Source organism: Nocardioides sp. NPDC127503, assembly GCF_040302165.1.
Lineage (GTDB): Bacteria > Actinomycetota > Actinomycetes > Propionibacteriales > Nocardioidaceae > Nocardioides.
In genome coordinates this window covers 250,256-272,974 of the sequence record NZ_JBEORH010000010.1, presented here as the reverse complement: position 1 = coordinate 272,974, position 22,719 = coordinate 250,256, and the positions used below count along the sequence as shown (strand labels likewise).

The following is a 22,719-nucleotide window of genomic DNA, read 5'->3' as shown; positions in this document are numbered from 1 at the left end:
CCACTTTCCGGGTGTCTAGGGAACAATCTCACACGTGAACAGCCCCAAGACCGTAGTAGCCGCGGCGATCCTCAGCGCCGACGGCAAGCAGGTGCTGGCCGCGAGGCGTACGTCCCCGCCCGAGGCCGCCGGACGCTGGGAGCTCCCCGGCGGCAAGGTCGAGGAGGGCGAGACGCCCGAGGCGGCCCTCGTCCGGGAGATCGGCGAGGAGCTCGGCTGCCTGATCGAGGTGCTCGACTGGATGGAGGGCGAGTCGGCCATCGGCGGGACCGCCGGCCGGTTGATCGCCGCGACCGCCCGGGTGGTCGCGGGGGAGCCGAGGCCGCGCGAGCACGACCAGGTCCTCTGGCTGGCGGCCGAGGATCTCGACTCGGTCGACTGGTTGGAGCCCGACCGTCCGTTCCTCGATGCGCTCCGTCACGTACTCGGCGTGCCCGAAGGGGCCACCCTGCGCGGCATCTTCTTCGAGGAGGAGGCCGCCCGGACCGCAGCGTCGACGCTGGAGCGCGAGGGCTGGACGGCCCGGATCAGCCGCGAGCGCTACCAGGGCGAGGACGACGACGAGGACCACCCGTGGTCGGTGGAGACGGACGCCCCGGAGATGGTCCTGGAGCTGCTGGTGGACGAGTACGACGGCTGGCTCGACATCCCCGATGACGCACCGGACGACTCGATCGCCCCCGAACCCGTCGAGCTCCCCGACAACCCGAAGCGGATAAAGCGCCCCGACCTAGGATCGAGTTCGTGACTTCACAGAAGAGCCTGCTGCTCGTGCACGCCCACCCCGACGACGAGACGATCGCGACGGGGGCGACGATGGCGAGATATCTCGCCGAGGGCGCCCGCGTCACCCTGGTGACCTGCACCGCCGGTGAGATGGGCGAGATCCTGGTGCCCGGCCTGGCCCACCTCGCCGCTGACCAGGAGGACGGCCTGGGCGTGCACCGCCGGGGAGAGATCGAGGACGCGATGGCGGCCCTGAAGGCGCCCGACGGCAGCCAGGTCGACCACCGCTGGCTGGGCGGGTTCGGCAACTACCGCGACTCCGGGATGACCTGGAGCGAGGACCGCACCCACGCGCTCCCCGACCCCGAGGCCCGCGAGAACGCCTTCTGGTACGCCGATCTCAACGAGGCCGCCGACCACCTCGTCACGATCATCCGCGAGGTGCGGCCGCAGGTGCTGGTCACCTACGACGAGTTCGGCAACTACGGCCACCCCGACCACATCCAGGCCCACCGGGTCGCGACGTACGCCGCCCATCTCGCCGCCGTGCCGACCTACAAGGAGGAGCTCGGCGAGGCCCACGAGATCGACCGGATCTTCTGGACCGCGATCGCGGAGAGCTGGATCCGCGAGGGGCTGCGGGCGGCCCGGGCGGCCGGCGACGAGGACGCGCTCGGCGGGATGGACCCCGAGGGTCCGCTGCCGATGGCCACGCCCGACGTCGACATCGCTGCGGCGATCGACGGCACCGCCTACGCCGACCAGAAGGTCGCCGCGATGCGCGCCTACCCGACCCAGATGGACATGGAGCAGGGGATCTTCGCGATGACGAACAGCCTCGGGACGACCGCCTGGTCTCACGAGCACTTCCGGATCGCCAAGGGAGACGTCGAAGGGACCACCCTGACCGACCTCTTCGCCGGGTTGTGAGGTCGTTCGGGGGCGGCCTGGCTCGTTGTGGGGCCGGTCTTCTCCTCGGCCTCGTCGTCGGGGTCGCGGCGGTAGCGGTCCACCCCTGGTGGTGGGGGCTGCTGCTCGCCGTGGCCGCGTCCTCGGCGATGCTGATCGTGCTGCCGCGCGGAGCCTCGCGGATCGCGTACGCCGCGGCCTGGGCGATCGTGGTCGCGCTGGCCGCGACGCCGAGGCCGACGGGCGGGTATGCCGTCGCGGGCGATGTGGCGGGATACCTGATGATCTTCTGGGCCGTGCTGATGATCGTGGTGGCCACGGCGACTGTGTCGAGGGTCACGGCACAGGCGGTTGAGGACCTCCCCGGGAAGTGACGAACGTCCCAAGATGGGCTACGGGTTCGGCCTAGGGGGGTATAGGTCCTAGGCTCTCCCGCATGTCCAATGAGCCCGAGGCCTCCAAGGCCCCCGAGCCCGCGAAGCAAACTGACGCGGCCGGGTCCAACGCCAGCCAAGCTGGCGCGGACGATGCTGCCATCGAGACGATCATGATCCCTCAGATCGAGATCGATGCTCGTGTTGCCGAGTCGACGGGTGCTGCGCCGGTCCCGAACGACGCCGATGAGGATCCCGCCGAGGAGACCCTGCTGCGCAGTACGATGCTGCGCTCGGAGCTGCCGAAGCGCGCGGAGCTGCCGGAGGACGACAACTTCCTCTTCGTCTCGAAGAACCGGAAGTTCGCCCCGGAGCCGGACGCGGTCGACGCCGCTCCCGACCTGGCCAGCGATGCGGCCACCGAGGTCGCGCTCGACAACCAGGTCCAGGACTCCCCGGACTTCGACGACGAGCCGCTCGAGGCGACCGTCATGGGCGTCGGGCCGTTCGTCGTGAACGAGCCGGGCCCCGCCGACCAGTCCGGGTACGACCAGTCCGGGTTCGACCAATCGGCGTACGACCCATCGGCCTTCGACCACTCCGCCTTCGAGCAGCCCGACTACGCCCAGCCGGTCGCGGCCGAGAGCAAGCCGGTCGGCACCGGCACCAAGGTCGCCGCCGCGCTCGTGGGCGGCGTCGCCATCCTGGCCTTCGCCGGCTGGGCTGCTGCGTACGCCGTTGCCGGGGAGAAGATCTCCGAGGGCACCACGGTGGCAGGCGTGGACATCGGCGGCATGACGGCCGCCGAGGCGACGCCGCTGCTGGACCAGAAGTTCGCCCCGGCCCACAGCCAGCCGATCAACGTGACCGCCGGCGAGAGCACGACCGAGGTCAACCCCGCCGACGCGGGCCTGAGCTTCGACGCCGAGGCGACGATCGAAAAGGCCAACGCCGTACGCAGCTGGAGCCCGGTCAAGCTGTGGAAGCACTTCACCGGCGGTGGCGAGATCGAGCCCGTCATCAAGGCCGACGACAAGCTGATCGCCAAGGTCGCCGCCAAGGTGAACAAGCGCGCCGGCACCCCCTTCAAGGACGGCGACGTCGTCATCAAGAAGGGCAAGATCAAGACCACCCAGCCGGTCGCGGGCGAGGGTGTCAGCGACGACGCGCTCCGGACCGCGCTCGCCGGTCAGCTGCTCGTCGAGGGTGACCGCAAGGCCGACGTACCTCTCGCGGAGCTCACCCCCGACGTCGACGAGGCTGACGTCCAGGAGGCGGTCGACAAGGTCGCCACCCCGGCGGTCTCCGGGCCGATCACGCTGAAGTTCGAGAAGACCCCGGTGGAGCTGTCCCCGAAGGAGTTCGGCGACGCGATCCGGTTCGACCCGAAGGACGGCGAGCTGCAGGCCTCGGTCGCGCCCAGCAAGCTCAAGAAGGTGCTCAAGAAGGCTCTCGCCGACGACGCCGCTAAGCCGGTCGACGCGACCATCAAGATGGTCAACGGCGCTCCGAAGGTCATCCCCGCCAAGCCGGGTGTCACCTTCAACCAGAAGGACCTGGAGGCGGTCTTCCTCGACGTCGTCACGGCGCCCAAGGGTGAGCGCACCGTCGACGTGAAGTCGAAGGTCGCCAAGCCGAAGGTCACCACCGAAGAGGCCAAGGCCTGGGGCGTCAAGGAGAAGGTCTCCACCTTCACCACCAACTTCCCCTACGCCGAATACCGCAACGTCAACATCGGCCGCGCCGCCGAGCTGGTCAACGGCACCGTGCTCGCCCCGGGCGACACCTTCTCCCTGAACGGCATCGTCGGGGAGCGTACGGCCGCCAACGGCTTCACCAAGGGCTGGATGATCCAGAACGGGATCTTCCGCGAGGACTACGGCGGCGGTGTCTCGCAGATGGCGACGACCACCTTCAACGCGATGTTCTTCGCCGGTCTCCAGGACGTCGAGCACAAGGCTCACTCGCTCTACATCGATCGCTACCCGATCGGCCGTGAGGCGACGGTCGCCTGGCCCTCGCTGGACCTGAAGTTCAAGAACAACACCAAGTACGGCGTCCTGATCCGCTCCTGGGTCAACCCCGCCAGCGCCAGCGGCCAGGGTTCGGTCACCGTCGAGATGTGGTCCACCAAGATCTGGGACATCAAGACCCGCACCGGCGAGCGCTACGACTTCAAGCCGCCGAGCAAGCAGAAGATCACCGACGGCAACTGCGAGAACACCGTCGGCGCCCCGGGCTTCTCGATCAACGTCTGGCGCGACTTCTACAACGCTGGATCGGGCTCGAAGGTCAACACCGAGACCTTCAAGACCACCTACATCCCGCAGGACGAGGTCGAGTGCACCGACGAGTCGGAGAAGCCGCCGCCCCCTGCCGACCCCAACTGAGCCGAGTCGGCCGGTTCTGACAGAAACGAACGCCGAGTCGGCGCGTCATGACGCGCCGACTCGGCGTTGATTTCTGTCAGGATGAGCCGACTCGGGGCGAGCTGTCAGGGCGAGAGGCGGGTGCAGGTCACGCGGGAACAGGGTGACCTCGCGGATGTTGGCGGCTTGGACGAGCCGAGCGACCCATCGCTCCAGGCCCAGCGCGAAGCCGCCGTGGGGCGGCATGCCATGCGCAAAGGCCTGCAGGTACGAGGCGTACGCCTCCGGCTCCTCGCCGCGTGCCCGGATCGCCTGCTCGTAGTCAGTGAGCCGGTGCAGACGCTGCCCGCCGGTGACCAGCTCCAGGCCCCGGAAGATCAGGTCGAAGCTGTTGCTCCAGCGCTCGTCGCCGGGCTGCGGATGGGTGTAGAACGGCCGCTTCCGCATCGGGTAGCCCTCGACGGCCAAGAAGTCGGAGGCGTACGTCTCCCGAGCCCACGCTCCGAGCGCACGCTCGTGCTCGGGAGCGAGGTCGGGCTCGTCCTCGGGTGCCCCGACCAGCTTCAGCGCCTCGGTGAAGTGGATCACCGGGATCTCCGCAGGCATCACGGGAAGCTCGGCACCCAGTCGTTCGACCGCGTCCGCGGCGTACGTCGTGATCCCCTCGACCATGCCTGCCACCACCTCGCGGAGCACCGTGAGCACGTCGCGGTGGTCGCGGATGAAGCCGAGCTCCACGTCGAGGCTGACGTACTCCGCCAGGTGTCGCACCGTGTCGTGCGGCTCGGCCCGGAAGACCGGCCCGACCTCGTAGACCCGTTCGAAGACGCCCACCAGCTGCTGCTTGTAGAACTGCGGTGACTGGGCGAGGTAGGCGGGCCGCCCGAAATAGTCGATCTCGAATACGTTCGCTCCCGACTCGGTCACCGACTCCACGATCTTGGGGGAGTGGACCTCGGTGAAGCCGGCGGCGTCGAGGGTCTGCCGGAAGCCGCGCAGGGATGCCGCAGCGAGCTCCCATCGGGCCCGGACCGCGGGATGACGCCAGGTGACCGGTGCGTGGTCGAGCAGGGTCGGCAGTCCGGCCGCGAGCTCGGGTCGCCACAGCTCGACCGGCGGGCTGAGCGCCGGGTCGGAGAGCGATGTGACCACCGGCGAGGTGACCTCGACCCCTCCTGGTGCCTGTGGGTTGGCGGTGGCGATGCCGACCACCTCGACCGGCGTCTCCTCGGGTGGTGTCTGCTGCCCATCGGCCGGCTTGATCACCACCTGCGCCGAGCCGCTGCGGTCACGCAGCACGAGAAACGTGACGGCGGCGAGCTCGCGTCGTCGGTGCACGTGCCCGCAGAGTCGAACGGTGGTGCCGGGCGTTGCCGCGGTGAGACCGGCGGCGAGCGTACGGTCTATCGGTTTCATCATTCCTCCAGGTGGCGAGGCCCTGGAGGTGTGGGCGGGGGCTAGGTCGCGGTGCCACCACACCTTCGCTGATGTCTCATCAGCCTCTCGTCGATACGCCGTACGCGCGGGCGCCGCCATGCCGTGGGCAGAGGGTCGTCACTCCTCGGCGGTGCCGCTCACGATCGTAGATCTCGCCGCGGGCCGCCCGCCAACACGTTTCTGGTCGTGACGCGGATCACATCTGTTCGTTGAAGCGGTCATGCGCCCGTTCCTGCTGAGTCTTCTCGCTGCTGTCGCACTCGTCCTGGCCCCGATCTCAGCTCCCGCAGCGGCGGGGTCGAGCCAGACCGGGATCCCACTGCCGGGGTCGCCCTACGGCGACCCGGCCGGGTCCAACGACTGGGCGTGCGCGCCGTCGGCGGCGCGCCCGACGCCGGTGATCCTGGTGCACGGCACCTTCGGCGACCGCCGCTCGCTGCTGGATCCGATCTCGCTGGCCATGAAGCGGGCCGGGTTCTGCATCTACTCGTTCGACTACGGCAACCGCGCGACCGGCGACATCCGGGACTCGGCCGCTCACCTGAGTGAGTTCATCGAGCGCGTACGCGAGGTCACCGACGCCGACAAGGTGTCCCTCGTCGGTCACTCCCAGGGCGGCATGATGCCGCGCTACTACATCAAGAACCTCGGCGGCGCCGCCTACGTCGAGGACCTCGTCGGCCTCGCCCCCTCCAACCACGGCACGACCATCGTCATGGACGGGACCGCGATCGGAGCCACCGGCCTGTGCCAGTCCTGTGCCCAGCAGGCCGCCGGCTCGCAGTTCCTCGCCGACCTGAACGCCGGCGACGAGACCCCGGGCGAGATCTCCTACACCCAGATCGTCACCGCCACCGACGAGGTGGTCGTTCCCCACACCTCCGGCTTCCTCGCTGAGGGCCCGAACACCACCAACGTACGCATCCAGGACGCCTGCGCCCTCGACCTCTCCGACCACCTGCTCATCCCGATGAGCACCTCCGCCATCGCCCTCACCCTCGACGCGCTCACCAACGAAGGCCCCGCATCCCCGGACCTGAAGACCTGCTGACCGTCGCCGGGAGAGCACATCCCCTGGCGACGTGGTCACCAGATGGTGTGAATGGATTCGTACGCCTGCAGTCGGCTGTCCTTGGTCACCAGGGGAAGGTTCTCGAGCATGCTCTGAGCTGCGAGCATGCGGTCGAACGGGTCGCGGTGGTCCCAGTCGAGCTCTCCGGCGAGGCGTGAGTGGTTGAAATCCATCGGCAGCCGCTCGAGGACATGAAGGCGTGTGCGGTCCTCAAAGGTGGCTGCCAGGGTCCCTCCACCGGGGAGCTTGCTGAGCCGAGCCTTGGTCGAGATCTCCCAGAGGCTCGCCGCCGAGACGAACACCTCGGTGTCGATGTCGATAACGGCCTCGTAGGCGGTGGTGCTGAGCCGGTCGGGGTCACTCACCAGCCAGATGTAGGCATGAGTGTCGAGAAGCACCCGCTCATAGGTCTTCATCGAGAGACCCCTCCCAGGCGGCGATCTCGTCGTCCGGAAGCGGTTCGAAGAACTCATCGGGGACGCTCACGCGTAGGCCGCCGAGAATCCGCCTGGTCGGCCGTTCGATCGGCACCAGGCGCGCAACGGCATGGTCGCCTCGGGCGATGATGACCTGGCCGCCCGCCTCGACCTCGGTGAGCAGGCTCGACAGGTGTGTCTTCGCCTCCTGCACCTTTACGACATGTGCTGCATCCATACATCCACGGTAGGTTGGTCAACCAAGTTGGTCAACCCAGCCGCGACCCGCTGAGGAGGGCAGATGCATCTGGATCTGGTGACGTTCGTCGTACCCGACTACGACGAGGCGGTGGAGTTCTTCCGCGACGTCCTCGGCTTCGAAGTCACCGAGGACGCGCCTTCCACCACGAACGACGGCCGCCCGAAGCGATGGGTGGTCATACGCCCGCCGGGCGGCGGCACCGGATTCCTGCTCGCCCGGGCCGACGGCCCGGCACAGGCCGCGAGAGTCGGTGACCAGACCGGCGGCCGGGTGACGTTCTTCCTGCGCGTGGACGACTTCCCAGAGGCGTACGAAAATCTGGTCGCCGCCGGGATCGAGCTCGTCGGGCCGGTGCGCGAGGAGTCCTACGGCACCCTTCAGGTCTTCCGGGACCCCTTCGGCAACCTGTGGGACCTGCTGTCAGGGTAGGCGTACGAGCGCCTGGACGGGGGTGTGGTCGCTGGGCCAGCGACCGTCCTTGGTCCAGGTGTTGATCGCGGACTCCTTCACGGTGATCCCAGGAGTCGTCAGGATCCAGTCGATCCGGTTGCCGGCCGGGGAGGGTGTGCCGTAGTTGGGGAAGGTGCCAACACGCGGGGTCAGCTGAGTGCCCGCGAGCCAAGTGTCGATCAGGCCGCCGTCGGTCACCAGCGTCGTGTAGGACACCGAGGCCTCGGCCGCGGCGTTGCAGTCGGCGGTGAAGACGGCCGGGAGGCCGGTGTCGGCGATGAGCGCGCGGACGACCTCCGCACTCCGGACCCGGGCGTTCTCGGACTGGTGGTCGAAGTGGGAGTTGACGTGCAGGAACTCCGTGCCCGTCGCCAGGTCACGGAACCGCACCCAGGTCACGATCCGGGTCACTGAGTTGCCCCAGGTTGCCGAGCCGATCAGATCGGGGGTGTCGGAGAGCCAGAACTGGTCCCACCACAGTGCCTCGAGCCGGGAGGCGTCGTAGAAGATCGAGGAGTACTCGCCGCCGGCTCCACCGTCACGCCCGAACCCGAGCATCCGATACTTCGGCCCGAGACCCGCCTCGAGCGCGACGAGCTGCCCGAACTCCGCCTCCTGTACGCCCAGGATCGTCGGCTTCTCGAGCTCGACGAGCTCGGTGACCAGGGGCTTGCGCTCGGGCCAGTAGTCGGGCTGCCCAGGCTGGGTGCCTTCGCGGTCGTAGCGGATGTTGAAGCTCATCACGTGCAGGTCGGGCGCCTTGACCTTGCCGATCAACGCGTCGCCCGAAGGCCCTTCGTACGCAGCGACGCCGGCCGCGGGCATGGCGCCGCCCAACGTCGTACCGGCCGCTGCGGCCACGCCCAGCGCGCCCGCTGAAGAGAGAATTCCTCGCCTGGTGATGCTGATGCCCGATTCCATCGTTGCTCCTTCGGTGGGGGTTTCCACCACCTCAACAGGCGCAGATGAGCACTCGCGGAACTCCGGGTGAGCGGGCCCGGACGGCTCCGCTACGGAGTGGGCTACGGGGTGGGCGAGGCGTAGTAGCGGCAGCGGTGGTGCTCGGTGAAGCCGAGGCCCTCGTAGAGCGCTAGGCCGGGGGCGTTGTTGGTCTCCACGTGGAGCCAGGCGGCGCGGGCGCCGCGTTCGGCACCCCACTCGAGCAGGGTGGCGAGGGCCTTGGTGGCGAGGCCCTGGCGGCGGTGTGACTCGGCGACCTCGAGGTCGTGGATGGCCAGCCAGTCGCGTTCCATCGTGCCCATGATCCGGGCGGTGTCGCCGAAGGTGATCAGTACCTGAGCGCCGTCGGCGCCGGTGATCTCCACGCGGGCGTCCTCGACGGGCGGAGGCAGGAGGCGGCGCGTGGCGGCGAGCCCGGCGAGCTGGAAGCCGACGGTCACGTCCTCGACCCAGCCGCGGGCGACCACGGCCTCCTCGACCGCGGAGCCGACCTCGATCTTCACCCGCGGGCGCTTGTGGCGGCTGCGGTAGTAGCTCTCGACCTTGTCGATCGCCGCATCCAGGCCGATGCCGGGCTCGCCGATCGCCAGCGCGGAGTTGGGTCGGCGGCGGACCGAGACCTCGTGGTCGAAGAGCACCCACTCGCCCAACGGCTCCGAGGTGGTGCCGGGGAAGATCGCGGCGCTGAGCAGCTCGGCCTCGCGTACCCCGATCCGGAGCCGTACGTTCGGCCGTGGCGGCACTGGTTTGCCGGAGACGATCTCGGCGACGGGCACGCTCACCCGCTCCCCGGACTCACGCTCGATGACCGCGGTGCCGTCGGCCCAGGACGTACAGACTCCGAGGATGTCGGTGAAGGCGGGACCGCCGGTGGGGCCGGTCTCGCCGGGCACGAGGCGACGGATGACGATCCGCTTGCCGACGACATGTGGTCCCAGGAGATGAGCAGGCACGTGGGGATACTAGGCTGTTCCCTGAAGGGCCAGTCGTGCCCCTCTGACTTTCGTGATACCCCGCTTGGAGGAGCCCCGAATGACGTACGTCATCGCCCAGCCCTGTGTTGACGTGAAGGACAAGGCTTGCGTCGACGAATGTCCGGTGGACTGCATCTACGAAGGCAAGCGGATGCTCTACATCCACCCCGACGAGTGTGTCGACTGTGGCGCCTGCGAGCCGGTGTGCCCGCCCGAGGCGATCTTCTACGAGGACGACACCCCGGAGGAGTGGAAGGAGTACTACGACGCCAACGTCAAGTTCTTCGACGACCTCGGTTCGCCCGGTGGTGCCGCCCGCATGGGTGAGATCGACAAGGACCACCCGTTCGTCGCCGCGCTGCCCCCGCAGAACCAGGACTGATGCCGGCCTCGATCCCGGTCTCGCAGCGGCTGCCTGACTTCCCCTGGGACAAGCTCGCTCCCTTCAAGGAGAAGGCGTCGGCGCACGCCGGTGGGCTGGTCGACCTCTCGATCGGCACGCCGGTCGACCCGACGCCCGCGGTGATCCAGAAGGCCCTCGCCGAGGCTGCCGACTCACCGGGCTACCCGACCACGGTCGGCACTCCCGCGGTGCGTCAGGCCGCCATCGACTGGCTTGCGCGCAACCACGGGATCGACGGCCTCGGGCTGGACAACGTGCTGCCGGTGATCGGCTCCAAGGAGCTGATCGGATCGCTGCCGCTGCACCTCGGCGTCGGACAGGGTGACCTGGTCGCCTACCCGGAGCTCGCCTACCCGACGTACGAGGTCTCCGCGGCTCTCGTCGGCGCCGACACCGTCGCCACCGACTCGCTGGTCGCTCTGGGCCCGAAGGCGCCGAAGATCCTGTGGATCAACTCGCCCTCCAACCCGAGCGGCCGGGTACTCCCGGTCGAGCACCTGCGTAAGACGGTCGAGTGGGCGCGCGAGCGCGGCACGCTGCTGATCTCCGACGAGTGCTACATCGAGTGCGCCTGGGAGGCCTCGCCGATCTCGGTGCTCCACCCGGACGTCTGTGGCGGTTCGTACGAGGGCATCCTGGCCGTCCACTCGCTCTCGAAGCGCTCCAATCTCGCGGGCTACCGCGAGGCCTTCGTCGCTGGTGACGCCTCGGTCCTCGGCGAGCTCCTCGCGGTCCGCAAGAACCTCGGCCTGATGATGCCCGGCCCGCAGCAGGCCGCCATGGTGACGGCGCTCGCCGACGACCAGCACGCCAAGGAGCAGCACGCCCGCTACGCCGCCCGGCGCACCAAGCTCAAGACGGCGCTGGAGTCGGCCGGCTTCCGTATCGACCACTCCGAGGCATCCCTCTACCTGTGGTCGACCCGTGACGAGGACTGCTGGGACACCGTCGAATGGCTGGCCGAGCGCGGCATCCTCGCCGCTCCCGGCACCTTCTACGGCCGCGCCGGCAGCCAGCACGTACGCATCGCCTTCACCGCCACCGACGAGCGCGTCGACGCGGCGGTCTCCCGCCTCGCGGCGTAGCCGGCCGGGGTTTGCCCCATACGTGAAGATTGGTGGAGTGAGCGCACAGCCGGGGACCCCGACGGGCCCACCGACCATCCCGCCCCCGGGTCCGCCTCCCGCATCGGGCCCTTCCGGGCCGAGGCTCCCGGAGCCGGCACGCGAGGCGCTGCGTAAGTCGGCGCGGGAAGCCCGGAAGCAGCTGCGGCCGGTGCGCAAGCACCTCATCATCCTGGGCGTCGTGATCGCCGTAGCCCTGGTCTTCGCCGGCCTGCGGCTCCTCGGCGTCGGTGTCGGCGGCATCCCGGTCCTCGCCCGCGAGTCCTGCACCGTCACCTCCGAGGGCGAGACCTACGACCTCTCCTCCGAGAAGGCCGAACGTGCCTCTGCGATCGCCGCCCAGGCCGTACGTCGCGGGCTCCCCGCCCGCGCGGCCTCCGTCGTACTGGCGGTCGAGATCGCCGACCACTCGCTCGAACGGGACCCGGCGAAGGCGGCCGGCCTCTACGACCGCCTCTCCGGCGTCGCCGACTACCGCCAGCAGTCCGTCCCTGGCGTCGCCCAGCAGATCAGCGACGGCTCGCGCGACGGCTACCGCGACGCCGAGCCCGAGGCGCGGGCCCTGGCTTCGGCGCTGACCGGCAACACTCCCGAGGCGTTCTCGTGCGTCGTCAAGGGCAGCGCCGAGGAGGTCCCGGACAGGCTCAGCGGCGCCGGGCTCACCTCGCGTGCGGAGGCGCTGCGCGATGACGTACGCAACGTCTACGGGGGCCTCCCCGACGGCGGCTTCCAGCCCGGCGGTGTGACCACCGGGCACATGGTCGGCTCGGCCCACTACGAGGGGCGCGCGGTCGACTACTTCTTCCGGCCGATCAACGCCCCCAACAACATCAAGGGCTGGTCCCTGGCGCATTATCTCGTCGCCAACGCCGACCGCCTCGACATCGAGACCGTCATCTACGACGACCGCATCTGGACCAAGTTCCGCTCCGGCGCCGGCTGGCGTGACTACGAGGTCCCGCCCCGCGGCGGCGACCAGGCCATCCTCGAGCACCGCGACCACGTGCACGTCGACGTAGCCGACTGAGGCCGAGGCGTCACGTACGTCGGCCGAGTGGGCACCCACGTGCCATCTCGGCCGACCGGGGTGACGCCTCGGCCGACGCGGGTGACGCCTCGGCTGGTGGAGTCAGGCGAGGGTGACGACGATCTGGTCGCCGGTGACCTTGGGAGTGGCGGCCCACTCCTCGTTCTTGCCGGCGGACCAGGTGCGGCCGTCGTAGGCGATGGAGGTGGCACCGAACTCGCTGGCCCGGGCGAGTACGTAGTGGGCGACGGCCCAGCCGTTGCGCTGGCCGGTCTCGCCGGCGTCGACGGGGATGATCACGGTGGTGCCGTCGACCCGGGCGCGGCCGACCATCTGGCCGAGCAGCTGGTTGACCTCGGTCTTGGTGGCCTGGGGCTTGCCGGAGCCGGCCTCGGGCTCGTCGATCCGGCAGGTCAGCGCGGCGGGGGAGTAGCCGCTGATCGCGGAGGCGATGGCGCGGCCCTCGCCCTCGTGGTCGGCGTACGCCTCGGGGTAGGCCGAGCGCTGCACCTCCTGCGCCGCCTCGGTGACCACCATGTCCTCGTAGCCCTCGATCTTCACGAGCGCGTCGTAGAACTTGTTGGTGGCGTAGACGGGGTCCTGGACCTGCTCCTCGGTGCCCCAGCCCATCGACGGGCGCTGCTGGAAGAGGCCGAGCGAGTCCCGGTCACCGTGGCTGATGTTGTAGAGCTTCGACTCCTGGATCGCGGTCGCGATCGCGATCGTGGCGGCCCGCGCGGGCAGGCCGCGCTTGAGCCCGAGCGCGGTGATGACGGCGGCGTTGCCCATCTGCTCCGGGTCGAAGCGCGCCTCGTACTCACCCGCGACCGCCGTGCACTGCTGCAGGTCGGGGAGGATCGAGTCCAGCTTGTCCGTGGCGGCCTGGACGACCCAGTAGATGCCGCCGGCGATCACGCTGAGCACCACCAGGGCGGTGAGAAGCTTCTTCAACTCAGCACTCTTCGGTGAGACGTCAGTTGGCGTGGAGGGCGGCGTTGAGCTCGATGCCCTCGCCCTTCCACGGAACTGCCTCGATGGCGCCGCTGACCGAGTTGCGGCGGAAGAGGATGTTGGAGGCGCCCGAGAGCTCGCCGGCCTTCGTCACGGTGCCGTCGGGAAGCGTGACCTTGGTCCCGTACGTCACGTAGCACCCTGCCTCGACGACGGCGTCGTCGCCCAGGGAGATGCCGATGCCGGAGTTGGCACCGAGCAGGCAGCGCTGGCCGATGGAGATGACGGCCTTGCCGCCACCGGAGAGGGTGCCCATGATCGAGGCGCCGCCACCGACGTCGGAGCCGTCGCCGACGACGACACCGCCGGAGATCCGGCCCTCGACCATCGAGGCGCCGAGCGTGCCGGCGTTGAAGTTGACGAAGCCCTCGTGCATCACGGTGGTGCCGGAGGCCAGGTGGGCGCCGAGGCGGACGCGGTCGGCGTCGCCGATCCGGATGCCGCTCGGGACGACGTAGTCGACCATCCGCGGGAACTTGTCCACGCCGTAGACGGTCACGTGCTGGCCTGCGGCGCGCAGCCGGGCGCGGGTGAGCTCGAAGCCCTCGACGGCGCACGGGCCGGCGCTGGTCCACACAACGTTGGTGAGGAGGCCGAAGATGCCGTCGAGGTTCTGCCCGTGCGGCTGCACGAGGCGGTGGGAGAGGAGGTGGAGTCGCAGCCAGACGTCCTCGGTGGTCTCGGGCGCGGTCTCGAGGTCCTTGACCTCGACGAGAGCGACCCGCTGGGTGACCTGACGCACCTCGTCGGCGCCCTCGAGCGCGGTCAGCTCGGCCGGCGCGGTGGCGTCGGCGGGCTTCTCGCCCAGCTGCGGCGCGGGGAACCACACGTCGAGCACAGAGTTGTCGGCGGCGTACGTCACGAGGCCGAAGCCCCAAGCTGCATTCGTCACGGGGCGCAGTCTAATGGCCGAGCCTGAGTGGTCCCTTATCGACGGTCTCGACGTGCGAACATGAGCGGGTGAGCAAGAAGAGTGCGCTGCCGATGCCCCAGCTCCTCCAGGCCGAGGACGACACCTGGACCCTGGAGATCCCCGGCGTGGCGACCAGCAAGGGTCACCCGGCGCCGGAGTGGGCGATGGCCAAGGGCGTGGAGGTCGTACGCCGCGCCGCCTCCGACATCGTCCGCAGCTGGATCAACGGCAAGCCGGTGAGCGACGCCGAGAAGCAGGTGGTCCTGCTCGTCACCCGAGGTGACTCGCAGGTCTACGCCTGGCTCGACGCCGCCTTCGCCGACGACAGCCCCCGCTAGGCCGCTAGCAGCAGCGGGCCTGAGGGTTGTGCTCCTTCTCGTCGGCTCGGTGACGTTCGAACGCGCGCCGGCTCATCGGCTCGACGCCCTCGCGCTCGCACCGGGCGACGTACTCGTCCCACTTCGCCTCCCCGGTCGCCTGGCGGAGCAGCCGCCAGGCGCCGGAGACACGCTCAGCGAGCACACTCATGAGACCGGCGTCTTCTGGGAGGCTTCCCACTCGCGTACGGCTTCCTTCTCCTCCTTGGTCGCGAAGAAGTCGGAGGGCGCGACGATCTTCGACTCGACCTTCGGGACCTCGGTGGTCGGCAGCCCGCCGGCGCGGATCGCCTTGACCACAGTCACCGCGGCACCGGCGACGATCACGATCACCAGCAGCGCGAACGCTGCCTGCAGGATGCCGCTCTGGGTCGAGTTGTAGATGATCTGGTCGACGTCCGCGGGGGTCTTCGCGACCCCGTAGAGCTCACCGGCGTCGCGTGCCTCGCGTGCGGCAGAGGCCTGGGCGAAGTAGCCGATCGCGGGGTTGTCGCTGAACACCTTCTGCCAGCTCGCCGTCATGGTGACGATGAGGTCCCAGACCAGCGGGATGCCAGGCACCCAGGCGAACTTGGCCAGACCGTGCTTGAACATCAGCACCGTGGCCAGGGTCAGGGCGATCGCGGCGAGCAGCTGATTGGCGATGCCGAAGAGCGGGAAGAGCTGGTTGATCCCGCCGAGCGGGTCACCGACGCCGATCCAGAGCATGTAGCCCCAGGCCAGTACGACCAGCGCGGAGGCCGACCAGGCCGCCGGCCGCCAGGAGGTGTCGGCGTAGCGCTTCCAGACGTTGCCGATCGTGTCCTGGAGCATGAATCGGCCCACGCGGGTGCCGGCGTCGACGGCGGTCAGGATGAAGAGCGCCTCGAACATGATCGCGAAGTGGTACCAGAAGGCGGCCAGGCCGCCACCGAACGCCTCGGTGAAGATCAGCGACATCCCGAACGCCAGGGTCGGGGCGCCACCGGTGCGGGAGATGATCGTCTCCTCGACACTGTCCGCAGCGGCTTGGAGCTCGGCCGGGGTGATCGTGAAGCCGAGCCCGTTGACGAAGGCGGCGGCGGTCTCCGGGGTGCCGCCCGTGGCGCCCAAGGAGGCGTTCATCGAGAAGTAGATGCCCTGGTCGATCACGGAGGCGGCGATGAGGGCGGAGATCGCGACGAACGACTCCATCAGCATGCCGCCGTAGCCGATCATGCGGACCTGCGACTCCTTGGCGACCATCTTCGGCGTGGTGCCGGAGGCGATGAGCGCGTGGAAGCCGGAGAGGGCGCCGCAGGCGATGGTGATGAAGACGAACGGGAACAGCTTGCCGGCGAAGACCGGACCCTCGCCGTTGGTGGCGAAGTCGGTGATGGCCTCGTTCTGCAGCGCCGGGGCCGCGAGGACCAGGCCGACGGCCAGCAGCACGATGACGCCCACCTTCATGAAGGTGGAGAGGTAGTCACGCGGGGTGAGCAGCATCCACACCGGGAGGATCGAGGCGACGAAACCGTAGACGACCAGGCAGATCACCAGCGTCTCGTGGGAGAGGGTCAGGGCGTTGGCCAGGCCCATCTCCTCGACGTACCCACCACCGATGATGGCCAGCAGCAGCAGCGCGACGCCGATGACGGTCACCTCGCTGACGCGGCCGGGGCGCAGGTAGCGCAGGTAGAAGCCCATGAAGAGCGCGATCGGGATGGTGAGACCGATCGAGAAGACACCCCACGGCGACTCCGCGAGCGCATTGACGACGACCAGCGCGAGCACCGCCAGGATGATGATCATGATCGCGAAGACGGCGATCAGTGCGGCCACGCCGGCGACGGTGCCGATCTCCTCACGCACCATCTGACCGAGGCTCTTGCCGTCGCGGCGCATCGAGAAGAACATCACGACCATGTCCTGCACAGCACCGGCGAGGATGACGCCGACGATGATCCAGATCGTGCCCGGCAGGTAACCCATCTGCGCGGCCAGCACCGGGCCGACCAGCGGGCCGGCGCCGGCGATCGCGGCGAAGTGGTGCCCGAAGAGCACTCGCCGGTCGGTGACGTCGAAGTCCTGCCCGTTCTCCAGCCGCTCGGCCGGGGTGGCCCGGGTGTCATCGACCTTCAGCACCTTGTTGGCGATGAACTTCGAGTAGAACCGGTAGGCGATCGCGTACGAGGCCAGCGCGGCGAACAGGATCCACAGTGCCGAGACCTCCTCGCCTCGGGACAGGGCGAGCATGGCCCAGCAGACGGCGCCGACGACAGCGACGGCGGTCCAGATGCCGATGGCCCTCCAATTACGGGGCGTGTTGGGCCCGGACCCTGGGCCCGAGCTGGTGGGGTTGGCGGTCGACGTCGACATGGTCTCCCTCTGATTCAGCACGGTTTACGGTCGTTGTGACCGCTGTCTCAGCCTAGTCTCAGGAAACTGCTTGTTGGGCGGGGGAGGGGCTACTGCCCGGTACGCCCGTCGATGACCTCTCGCAGCAGGTCGGCGTGACCTGCGTGGCGGGCGTACTCCTCGATCATGTGGACCAGGATGTCGCGGATGCTGGTCGGCTCGTCGCCGCGGCCGACGTCCCGGGTCTCGCCGAGCATCGAGTCGTCGATCGAGTCGAGCCACTCGTCGGCCGCCGCGACCTGCTCACGCCAGCTCGCGAACGCCTCGTCGACCGACTCCTGGGTCGGCTCCACCTTGTGGAACCCGCCGGTGGGGTCGTCGGCGTCGAGCCGCGGCAGGTCGAGGTTCTCCTTCAGCACCCGCTGGAACCAGCTCTGCTCGACCCGCGCCATGTGACGGATCAGCCCGAGCAGGCTCAGGTCGCTCGGCGGCACGCTCTGCTTGACCAGGTCCTCCGGACCGAGGTCCTCGCACTTGAGCTCGAGGGTGAGCCGGTAGTGGCGCAGGTAGTCGCGGTACGTCGCCAGCTCGCCGACGGCCGGCTGGTCCTGGTGGCGCGGGTCCTCGCCCTCGGGAAGCCAGATGCCGCCGAACCCCACCTGTCGCTGATCGCTGCTCATGGGCTCACCCTCGCGGAACGAGAGTCCCCGCGCCAAATGATTTCAGTCGCCGATGACTTCAGCCGGTGAAGCTGGGCGGCCGCTTCTCCAGGAATGCGTTGATGCCCTCGCGTCCCGAGGCCGAGCCACCGAGCGCGGAGATGGACTGCGCCTCGCGCCGCAGCGCCGACTCGGGATTGGGGTCGGCGACGTCGCGGACCAGGTGCTTGGTGCTCGCCAGCGCCTCGGGGGAGCCTGCGAGGAGGGTCGCGACGACCTCGTCCACCGTGGCGGCGAGGTCATCGGCCGGTACGACGCGAGCGACCAGCCCGGCCTCGAGCGCCTCGGTCGCGGAGAGCATGTCGCCCAGCAGGGTCAGCCGCAGCACCCGGTGCAGGCCCAGAGTGTGTACGAGGAGCGACCCGCCGCCGTCGACCGAGAGCCCGACCTTGGCGTAGGCCAGGCTGAACTTCGCCTTGTCGGCCGCGATCACGATGTCGGCGGCCGCGGCCAGCGGGAACCCGACCCCAGCAGCAGTGCCCTGGACCGCGCTGACCACGATGGCGTCGCAGCGGACGAGCTCGGTGATGATCCGGTTGGCGCCCTCGGCGAGCTCGAGGATGAACGGCCCGAGGTCGTCGGCGGCCGCGAACCCGGCGAGGTCACCACCGACGGAGAAGTACTTCCCCTCCGCCGCCAGCACGATCACCCGCGCCGAGTCCGCCTTCGCCCGCAGGATCGCCGCCAGCATCTCCGCGCCCGCCTCGGGCTTGAAGACGTTGCCCCGGTCCGGGTTGGTCATCGTGATGCGGGCGCAACCATCGGCGTACTCGTAGCGAATCAGACTCATGCGCGCATCCTGCCAGGTGCGCCGACGAGGGGTCCGCACGCCGATATGGTCGCGACGTGATCACAGTGCGCCGGGTGGCGGTTGAGGAGACGTATCCGTTGCGGGCGAAGGTGTTGCGCAACGCTGGGCCGCCGGAGGCGGCGAGGGTGCCGGGGGATGACGGTCCCGAGGTTGCGACGTACGCGGCACTGGATGTGGACGGGAGTCTGATCGGGTGCGTCGGGCTCTTTCCCGAAGGGTGCCCTGACCTGCCCGAACACCCTGGGAAGGGGTGGCGGATCCGGGGGATGGCGACGGCGGACGGGTGGCGTGGCCAGGGTGTCGGAGCCGAGGTGCTGCAGGCGGCGCTTGAGCATGTCGCAGCCGAGGGTGGCGGGCTGGTCTGGTGCAACGCGCGTACGCCGGCAGCCGCCTTCTACGCGAGGGCCGGGTTCGTCGAGATCGGTGAGCCGTGGGACGACCCGGAGATCGGTCCGCACGTGCGGATGTGGCGCGCGGTGTAATCGGGTTCGCGTGGCGGGCGCCGGGCGGCGTACTCTCTTCCTTACAGGCGTTCGAGCCGTCATCAGCGGCGAGCCCCGGGAAGAAAGCCTTCGGGCAAGTAGAACCCGGCGGGAGTGGCCCGTCACAGCCGAGAATGAGTGGCCCTGGTTTCGACAAGCTCAACCACCGGTGGAGCGTGGCCGACCAGGACAAGCAGGGTGGTACCGCGGTCGAAAGATCGTCCCTGTGGTGAAGACAACCCACTACCACCCAGCAGGAGATGCGTCGATGGCCTATCCGAAGGTCAACTCAGCCACAGTCCCGGCCAGCCCACGCTTCCCGGAGATCGAGACGCAGATTCTCGACTACTGGAAGAAGGACGGGACCTTCCAGGCGAGCATCGACAACCGTGACGCCGGCGAGAACGGCGAGAACGAGTTCGTCTTCTACGACGGCCCGCCGTTCGCCAACGGCCTGCCGCACTACGGCCACCTGCTGACCGGCTACGTGAAGGACATCGTCCCGCGCTACCAGACGATGCGCGGCAAGCGCGTCGAGCGGCGCTTCGGGTGGGACACCCACGGCCTGCCCGCCGAGCTCGAGGCGATGCGCCAGCTCGGCCTGAAGACGACCGACGAGATCGTCGAGATGGGCATCGACAAGTTCAACGCGGCCAGCCGCGCCTCGGTGCTGAAGTACACCGGGGAGTGGCGCGACTACGTCACCCGCCAGGCGCGCTGGGTGGACTTCGACCACGACTACAAGACCCTCAACCCCGACTACATGGAGTCGGTGATCTGGGCCTTCAAGACGCTCTATGACAAGGGCCTGGTCTACGAGGGCTTCCGCGTCCTGCCCTACTGCTGGCAGGACGAGACGCCGCTGTCCAACCACGAGCTGCGGATGGACGACGACGTCTACAAGGACCGCCAGGACCCGGCGGTCACCGTGGGCTACGCGCTCGACGCCACCGGTGAGGACGAGGTCCTCGACGGCGCCCACATCCTGATCTGGACCACCACGCCGTGGACCCTCCCGTCCAACCTCGCCGTCATGGTCGGCTCCGACATCGACTACGCCGTGGTCGAGGGCCCGGTCCCGGGCACCGACAAGACGGCCAAGTACGTCCTCGCGGAGGCTCGCCTCGCGGCGTACCAGAAGGAGCTCTTCCCGGAGGCGGACGAGGCGACGGTCCTGGGCCGCTACAAGGGCTCCGAGCTGCTCGGCCGCAGCTACACCCCGCCGTTCTCCTACTACGCCGGGCACCAGAACGCCTTCCGAGTCGTGGCCGCCGACGACGCCGTCACCACCACGGACGGCACCGGGGTCGTCCACACCGCCGGTGCGTTCGGTGAGGTCGACAAGGAGGTGACCGACCGCGAGAACATCGAGGCGGTCATGCCGGTCGGCAAGGACGGACGCTTCACCGCGCCGGTGGTCGACTACGCCGGTGTCCAGGTCTTCGACGCCAACCTGCAGATCATCGACCACCTCAAGGCGGTCACCCGCGGCGAGGCCGGGGGATCGGTGACCGCCGGCACGATCCTGCTGCGCCGCGAGTCCTACAACCACTCCTACCCACACTGCTGGCGCTGCCGTCAGCCGCTGATCTACAAAGGTGTCTCGAGCTGGTTCGTCGAGGTCACCAAGATCAAGGACCGGATGCTCGAGCTCAACCAGCAGATCCGCTGGGTGCCCGAGCACATCCAGGACGGCCAGTTCGGCAAGTGGCTGGAGAACGCCCGCGACTGGTCGATCACCCGCAACCGCTTCTGGGGCTCGCCGGTGCCGGTGTGGAAGTCCGACGACCCGGCCAACCCGCGCCTGGACGTCTACGGCTCGTTCGCCGAGCTGGAGCGCGACTTCGGCACCCTGCCGAAGGACGCCGAGGGCAACCCCGACCTGCACCGTCCGTACGTCGACGACCTGGTCCGTCCCAACCCGGACGACCCGACCGGCAAGTCGATGATGCGCCGGGTCTCCGACGTACTCGATGTCTGGTTCGACTCCGGGTCGATGTCGTTCGCGCAGAACCATGTCCCGTTCGAGAACGAGGAGTGGTTCCAGCACCACTTCCCGGGCGACTTCATCGTCGAGTACATCGGCCAGACCCGCGGCTGGTTCTACACCCTGCACATCCTGGCGACCGCGCTCTTCGACCGCCCGGCGTTCTCGAGCTGCATCAGCCACGGCATCGTGCTGGGCTCCGACGGCCAGAAGATGTCCAAGAGCCTGCGCAACTACCCCGACGTCAACGAGGTCTTCGACCGCGACGGCGCCGACGCGATGCGCTGGTTCCTGATGTCCTCGCCCATCCTTCGCGGCGGCAACCTTGTCGTCACCGAGCAGGGAATCCGGGACTCCGTACGCCAGGTGATGATCCCGCTGTGGAACAGCTGGTACTTCTTCCAGCTCTACGCCAACGCGGCTGATCTCGAGACCACCGGCTCCACGGCATCCGAGGACCCGCTGGACCGCTACGTCCTGGCCAAGCTGCGCGACTACGTCGCCGAGATGACCTCCGCGATGGACGACTACTACGTCGCCGAGGCCTGCGAGGCGACCCAGCGCTTCATCGACGTGCTCACGAACTGGTACATCCGGCGTAGCCGCGAGCGGTTCTGGAACGAGGACAAGGCCGCCTTCGACACCCTCTACACGGTGCTGGAGACGGTGACCCGCCTGGTCGCACCGCTGCTGCCGCTGACCACCGAGGAGATCTGGCGCGGTCTGACCGGTGGCCGCTCGGTGCACCTGGCCGACTACCCGGTCGTCGAGGACCTGCCGGCCGACGCCGACCTGGTCGCCCGAATGGACGCCGTACGCTCCGTCTGCTCCTCGACCTCCGCCCTGCGCAAGGCACGCAAGCTCCGCAACCGCCTGCCGCTCGGTGGTCTCACCGTGGTCGGTGCCGACATCGCCGGCTTCGAGGAGATCGTCGCCGACGAGGTCAACGTCAAGTCCGTCCGGCTGCTCGCCGCCGACTCGGAGGAGGCCGGCACCTACGGCATCGAGCAGAAGCTCGCCGTCAACGCCCGCGCCGCCGGGCCGCGCCTGGGCAAGGACGTCCAGAAGGCCATCAAGGGCTCCAAGTCCGGTGACTGGTCGGTCGACGAGTCCGGCGTTGTCGTTGCCGGTGGGCTGACGCTGGAGGAGGGTGAATACACCCTCGAGACCGTCGCCGGCGCCGCCTCCGACGACATCGCCGTCTCGATGCTCGCTGGTGGCTTCATCGTCCTGGACACGGTCGTCACCCCCGAGCTCGCCGCCGAGGGCCTCGCCCGCGACCTGATCCGCGCGGTCCAGCAGGCCCGCAAGGACTCCGGCCTCAACGTCGAGGACCGCATCACCCTCTCGGTGGCCGGCTCCGAGACCGTACGCCAGGCCGCCACCACCCACGCCGACCTGATCTCCCGCGAGACCCTCGCCACGACGTACGACGTGGTCGACTCGCTCGAGGGTAACCCGGTCGACCTGGGCGACGGCGAAAAGGCCCAGATCGCGGTAGCGAAGGCCTGATCCTGTTGAACCTTAGGAGGGTGAGTCACGCCGGGCGTGACTCACCCTCCTAAGGTTTCTCCCGCGGGAGGCGCGCGGTCGATAGTGT

Annotated in this window: 23 protein-coding genes; 12 read left to right on the top strand and 11 right to left on the bottom strand. The window is 69.0% G+C overall.

Annotated elements, in window-relative coordinates; genetic code table 11:
• The first annotated feature begins 34 nt into the window (after positions 1-34).
• The 4 genes from ABTW65_RS22695 (at position 35) to ABTW65_RS22680 (ending at position 4,399) form a co-directional block, all read left to right on the top strand.
• The gene (locus tag ABTW65_RS22695) at positions 35-748 is read left to right on the top strand and encodes a (deoxy)nucleoside triphosphate pyrophosphohydrolase (RefSeq protein ID WP_350664306.1); all 714 of its coding nucleotides are present in this window, start codon (positions 35-37) and stop codon (positions 746-748) included.
• On the top strand, positions 745-1,656 hold the full coding sequence (mshB, locus tag ABTW65_RS22690) for an N-acetyl-1-D-myo-inositol-2-amino-2-deoxy-alpha-D-glucopyranoside deacetylase (RefSeq protein ID WP_350664304.1): 912 nt from the start codon (positions 745-747) through the stop codon (positions 1,654-1,656). The genes ABTW65_RS22695 and mshB overlap by 4 nt, the downstream gene beginning before the upstream one ends.
• On the top strand, positions 1,653-2,009 hold the full coding sequence (locus tag ABTW65_RS22685) for a hypothetical protein (protein WP_350664302.1): 357 nt from the start codon (positions 1,653-1,655) through the stop codon (positions 2,007-2,009). The genes mshB and ABTW65_RS22685 overlap by 4 nt, the downstream gene beginning before the upstream one ends.
• A gap of 62 nt (positions 2,010-2,071) precedes the next feature.
• The gene (locus ABTW65_RS22680; RefSeq protein ID WP_350664300.1) at positions 2,072-4,399 is read left to right on the top strand and encodes a VanW family protein; all 2,328 of its coding nucleotides are present in this window, start codon (positions 2,072-2,074) and stop codon (positions 4,397-4,399) included.
• Positions 4,400-4,444: 45 nt separating this feature from the next.
• Here the strand turns inward: ABTW65_RS22680 and aspS are convergent, their stop codons facing one another.
• Positions 4,445-5,794, bottom strand: a complete 1,350-nt coding sequence (gene aspS, locus ABTW65_RS22675; protein WP_350664299.1) for an aspartate--tRNA(Asn) ligase — start codon at positions 5,792-5,794, stop codon at positions 4,445-4,447.
• A 241-nt stretch (positions 5,795-6,035) separates the two neighbouring features.
• Between aspS and ABTW65_RS22670 the strand changes: the two genes are divergently transcribed.
• A complete protein-coding gene (locus ABTW65_RS22670; protein WP_350664296.1) occupies positions 6,036-6,866 on the top strand; it encodes an esterase/lipase family protein in 831 nt (276 codons plus the stop codon).
• A gap of 35 nt (positions 6,867-6,901) precedes the next feature.
• Here ABTW65_RS22670 and ABTW65_RS22665 read toward each other — a convergent pair whose 3' ends face one another.
• Together ABTW65_RS22665 and ABTW65_RS22660 are read right to left on the bottom strand one after the other, a co-directional pair.
• Positions 6,902-7,303, bottom strand: a complete 402-nt coding sequence (locus ABTW65_RS22665) for a type II toxin-antitoxin system VapC family toxin (RefSeq protein ID WP_350664294.1) — start codon at positions 7,301-7,303, stop codon at positions 6,902-6,904.
• Positions 7,290-7,541, bottom strand: coding sequence for a type II toxin-antitoxin system Phd/YefM family antitoxin (locus ABTW65_RS22660; protein ID WP_350664292.1), 252 nt, complete (start codon positions 7,539-7,541; stop codon positions 7,290-7,292). Before ABTW65_RS22660 ends, ABTW65_RS22665 begins: the two co-directional genes overlap by 14 nt.
• Positions 7,542-7,604: 63 nt before the next feature.
• Between ABTW65_RS22660 and ABTW65_RS22655 the strand changes: the two genes are divergently transcribed.
• A complete protein-coding gene (locus tag ABTW65_RS22655; RefSeq protein WP_350664290.1) occupies positions 7,605-7,994 on the top strand; it encodes a VOC family protein in 390 nt (129 codons plus the stop codon).
• Here the strand turns inward: ABTW65_RS22655 and ABTW65_RS22650 are convergent.
• Positions 7,986-8,936: an endonuclease/exonuclease/phosphatase family protein gene (locus tag ABTW65_RS22650; RefSeq protein ID WP_350664288.1), complete on the bottom strand. Its 951-nt coding sequence runs from the start codon at positions 8,934-8,936 to the stop codon at positions 7,986-7,988. The genes ABTW65_RS22655 and ABTW65_RS22650 overlap by 9 nt on opposite strands.
• Before the next feature lie 101 nt (positions 8,937-9,037).
• The gene (locus ABTW65_RS22645; protein ID WP_350664287.1) at positions 9,038-9,928 is read right to left on the bottom strand and encodes a GNAT family N-acetyltransferase; all 891 of its coding nucleotides are present in this window, start codon (positions 9,926-9,928) and stop codon (positions 9,038-9,040) included.
• Between the two features lie 79 nt (positions 9,929-10,007).
• On the opposite strand from ABTW65_RS22645, the gene fdxA reads away from it, so the two are divergent.
• The 3 genes from fdxA to ABTW65_RS22630 are packed head-to-tail and all read left to right on the top strand — an operon-like array spanning position 10,008 to position 12,503.
• The gene (fdxA, locus tag ABTW65_RS22640; RefSeq protein ID WP_008358813.1) at positions 10,008-10,331 is read left to right on the top strand and encodes a ferredoxin; all 324 of its coding nucleotides are present in this window, start codon (positions 10,008-10,010) and stop codon (positions 10,329-10,331) included.
• Complete coding sequence (gene dapC / locus ABTW65_RS22635; RefSeq protein ID WP_350664284.1) at positions 10,331-11,437, top strand: succinyldiaminopimelate transaminase; 1,107 nt, start codon at positions 10,331-10,333, stop codon at positions 11,435-11,437. Before fdxA ends, dapC begins: the two co-directional genes overlap by 1 nt.
• 37 nt (positions 11,438-11,474) lie before the next feature.
• Positions 11,475-12,503, top strand: coding sequence for a VldE C-terminal domain-containing protein (locus ABTW65_RS22630; RefSeq protein WP_350664282.1), 1,029 nt, complete (start codon positions 11,475-11,477; stop codon positions 12,501-12,503).
• 102 nt (positions 12,504-12,605) lie between these two features.
• Here ABTW65_RS22630 and ABTW65_RS22625 read toward each other — a convergent pair whose 3' ends face one another.
• Entirely contained in the window at positions 12,606-13,454 is an 849-nt protein-coding gene (locus tag ABTW65_RS22625; protein ID WP_350664280.1) for a hypothetical protein, read from the bottom strand.
• Between the two features lie 22 nt (positions 13,455-13,476).
• Positions 13,477-14,406: a 2,3,4,5-tetrahydropyridine-2,6-dicarboxylate N-succinyltransferase gene (gene dapD / locus ABTW65_RS22620; protein WP_141803449.1), complete on the bottom strand. Its 930-nt coding sequence runs from the start codon at positions 14,404-14,406 to the stop codon at positions 13,477-13,479.
• Between the two features lie 68 nt (positions 14,407-14,474).
• Between dapD and ABTW65_RS22615 the strand changes: the two genes are divergently transcribed.
• On the top strand, positions 14,475-14,765 hold the full coding sequence (locus ABTW65_RS22615) for a hypothetical protein (RefSeq protein ID WP_350664278.1): 291 nt from the start codon (positions 14,475-14,477) through the stop codon (positions 14,763-14,765).
• A 4-nt stretch (positions 14,766-14,769) separates the two neighbouring features.
• Here ABTW65_RS22615 and ABTW65_RS22610 read toward each other — a convergent pair whose 3' ends face one another.
• The 4 genes from ABTW65_RS22610 to ABTW65_RS22595 all read right to left on the bottom strand — a co-directional run bounded on the left by ABTW65_RS22610 (position 14,770) and on the right by ABTW65_RS22595 (position 18,629).
• Positions 14,770-14,955 carry a YbdD/YjiX family protein gene (locus ABTW65_RS22610; protein ID WP_350664276.1) on the bottom strand — a complete coding sequence of 62 codons (186 nt, stop codon included), beginning with the start codon at positions 14,953-14,955 and terminating at the stop codon, positions 14,770-14,772.
• Complete coding sequence (locus tag ABTW65_RS22605; protein WP_350664273.1) at positions 14,952-17,141, bottom strand: carbon starvation CstA family protein; 2,190 nt, start codon at positions 17,139-17,141, stop codon at positions 14,952-14,954. The genes ABTW65_RS22610 and ABTW65_RS22605 overlap by 4 nt, the downstream gene beginning before the upstream one ends.
• A gap of 89 nt (positions 17,142-17,230) precedes the next feature.
• Positions 17,231-17,800 (bottom strand): DinB family protein, encoded by a 570-nt coding sequence (locus tag ABTW65_RS22600; protein ID WP_350664271.1) that lies wholly within the window; start codon positions 17,798-17,800, stop codon positions 17,231-17,233.
• A gap of 58 nt (positions 17,801-17,858) precedes the next feature.
• Entirely contained in the window at positions 17,859-18,629 is a 771-nt protein-coding gene (locus ABTW65_RS22595) for an enoyl-CoA hydratase/isomerase family protein (protein WP_350664269.1), read from the bottom strand.
• Between the two features lie 56 nt (positions 18,630-18,685).
• Here ABTW65_RS22595 and ABTW65_RS22590 point away from each other — a divergent pair, with 56 nt between their 5' ends.
• Both ABTW65_RS22590 and ileS read left to right on the top strand, forming a co-directional pair.
• A complete protein-coding gene (locus ABTW65_RS22590) occupies positions 18,686-19,132 on the top strand; it encodes a GNAT family N-acetyltransferase (protein ID WP_350664267.1) in 447 nt (148 codons plus the stop codon).
• A 268-nt stretch (positions 19,133-19,400) separates the two neighbouring features.
• Positions 19,401-22,631, top strand: coding sequence for an isoleucine--tRNA ligase (ileS, locus tag ABTW65_RS22585; protein ID WP_350664265.1), 3,231 nt, complete (start codon positions 19,401-19,403; stop codon positions 22,629-22,631).
• Positions 22,632-22,719: the final 88 nt, after the last annotated feature.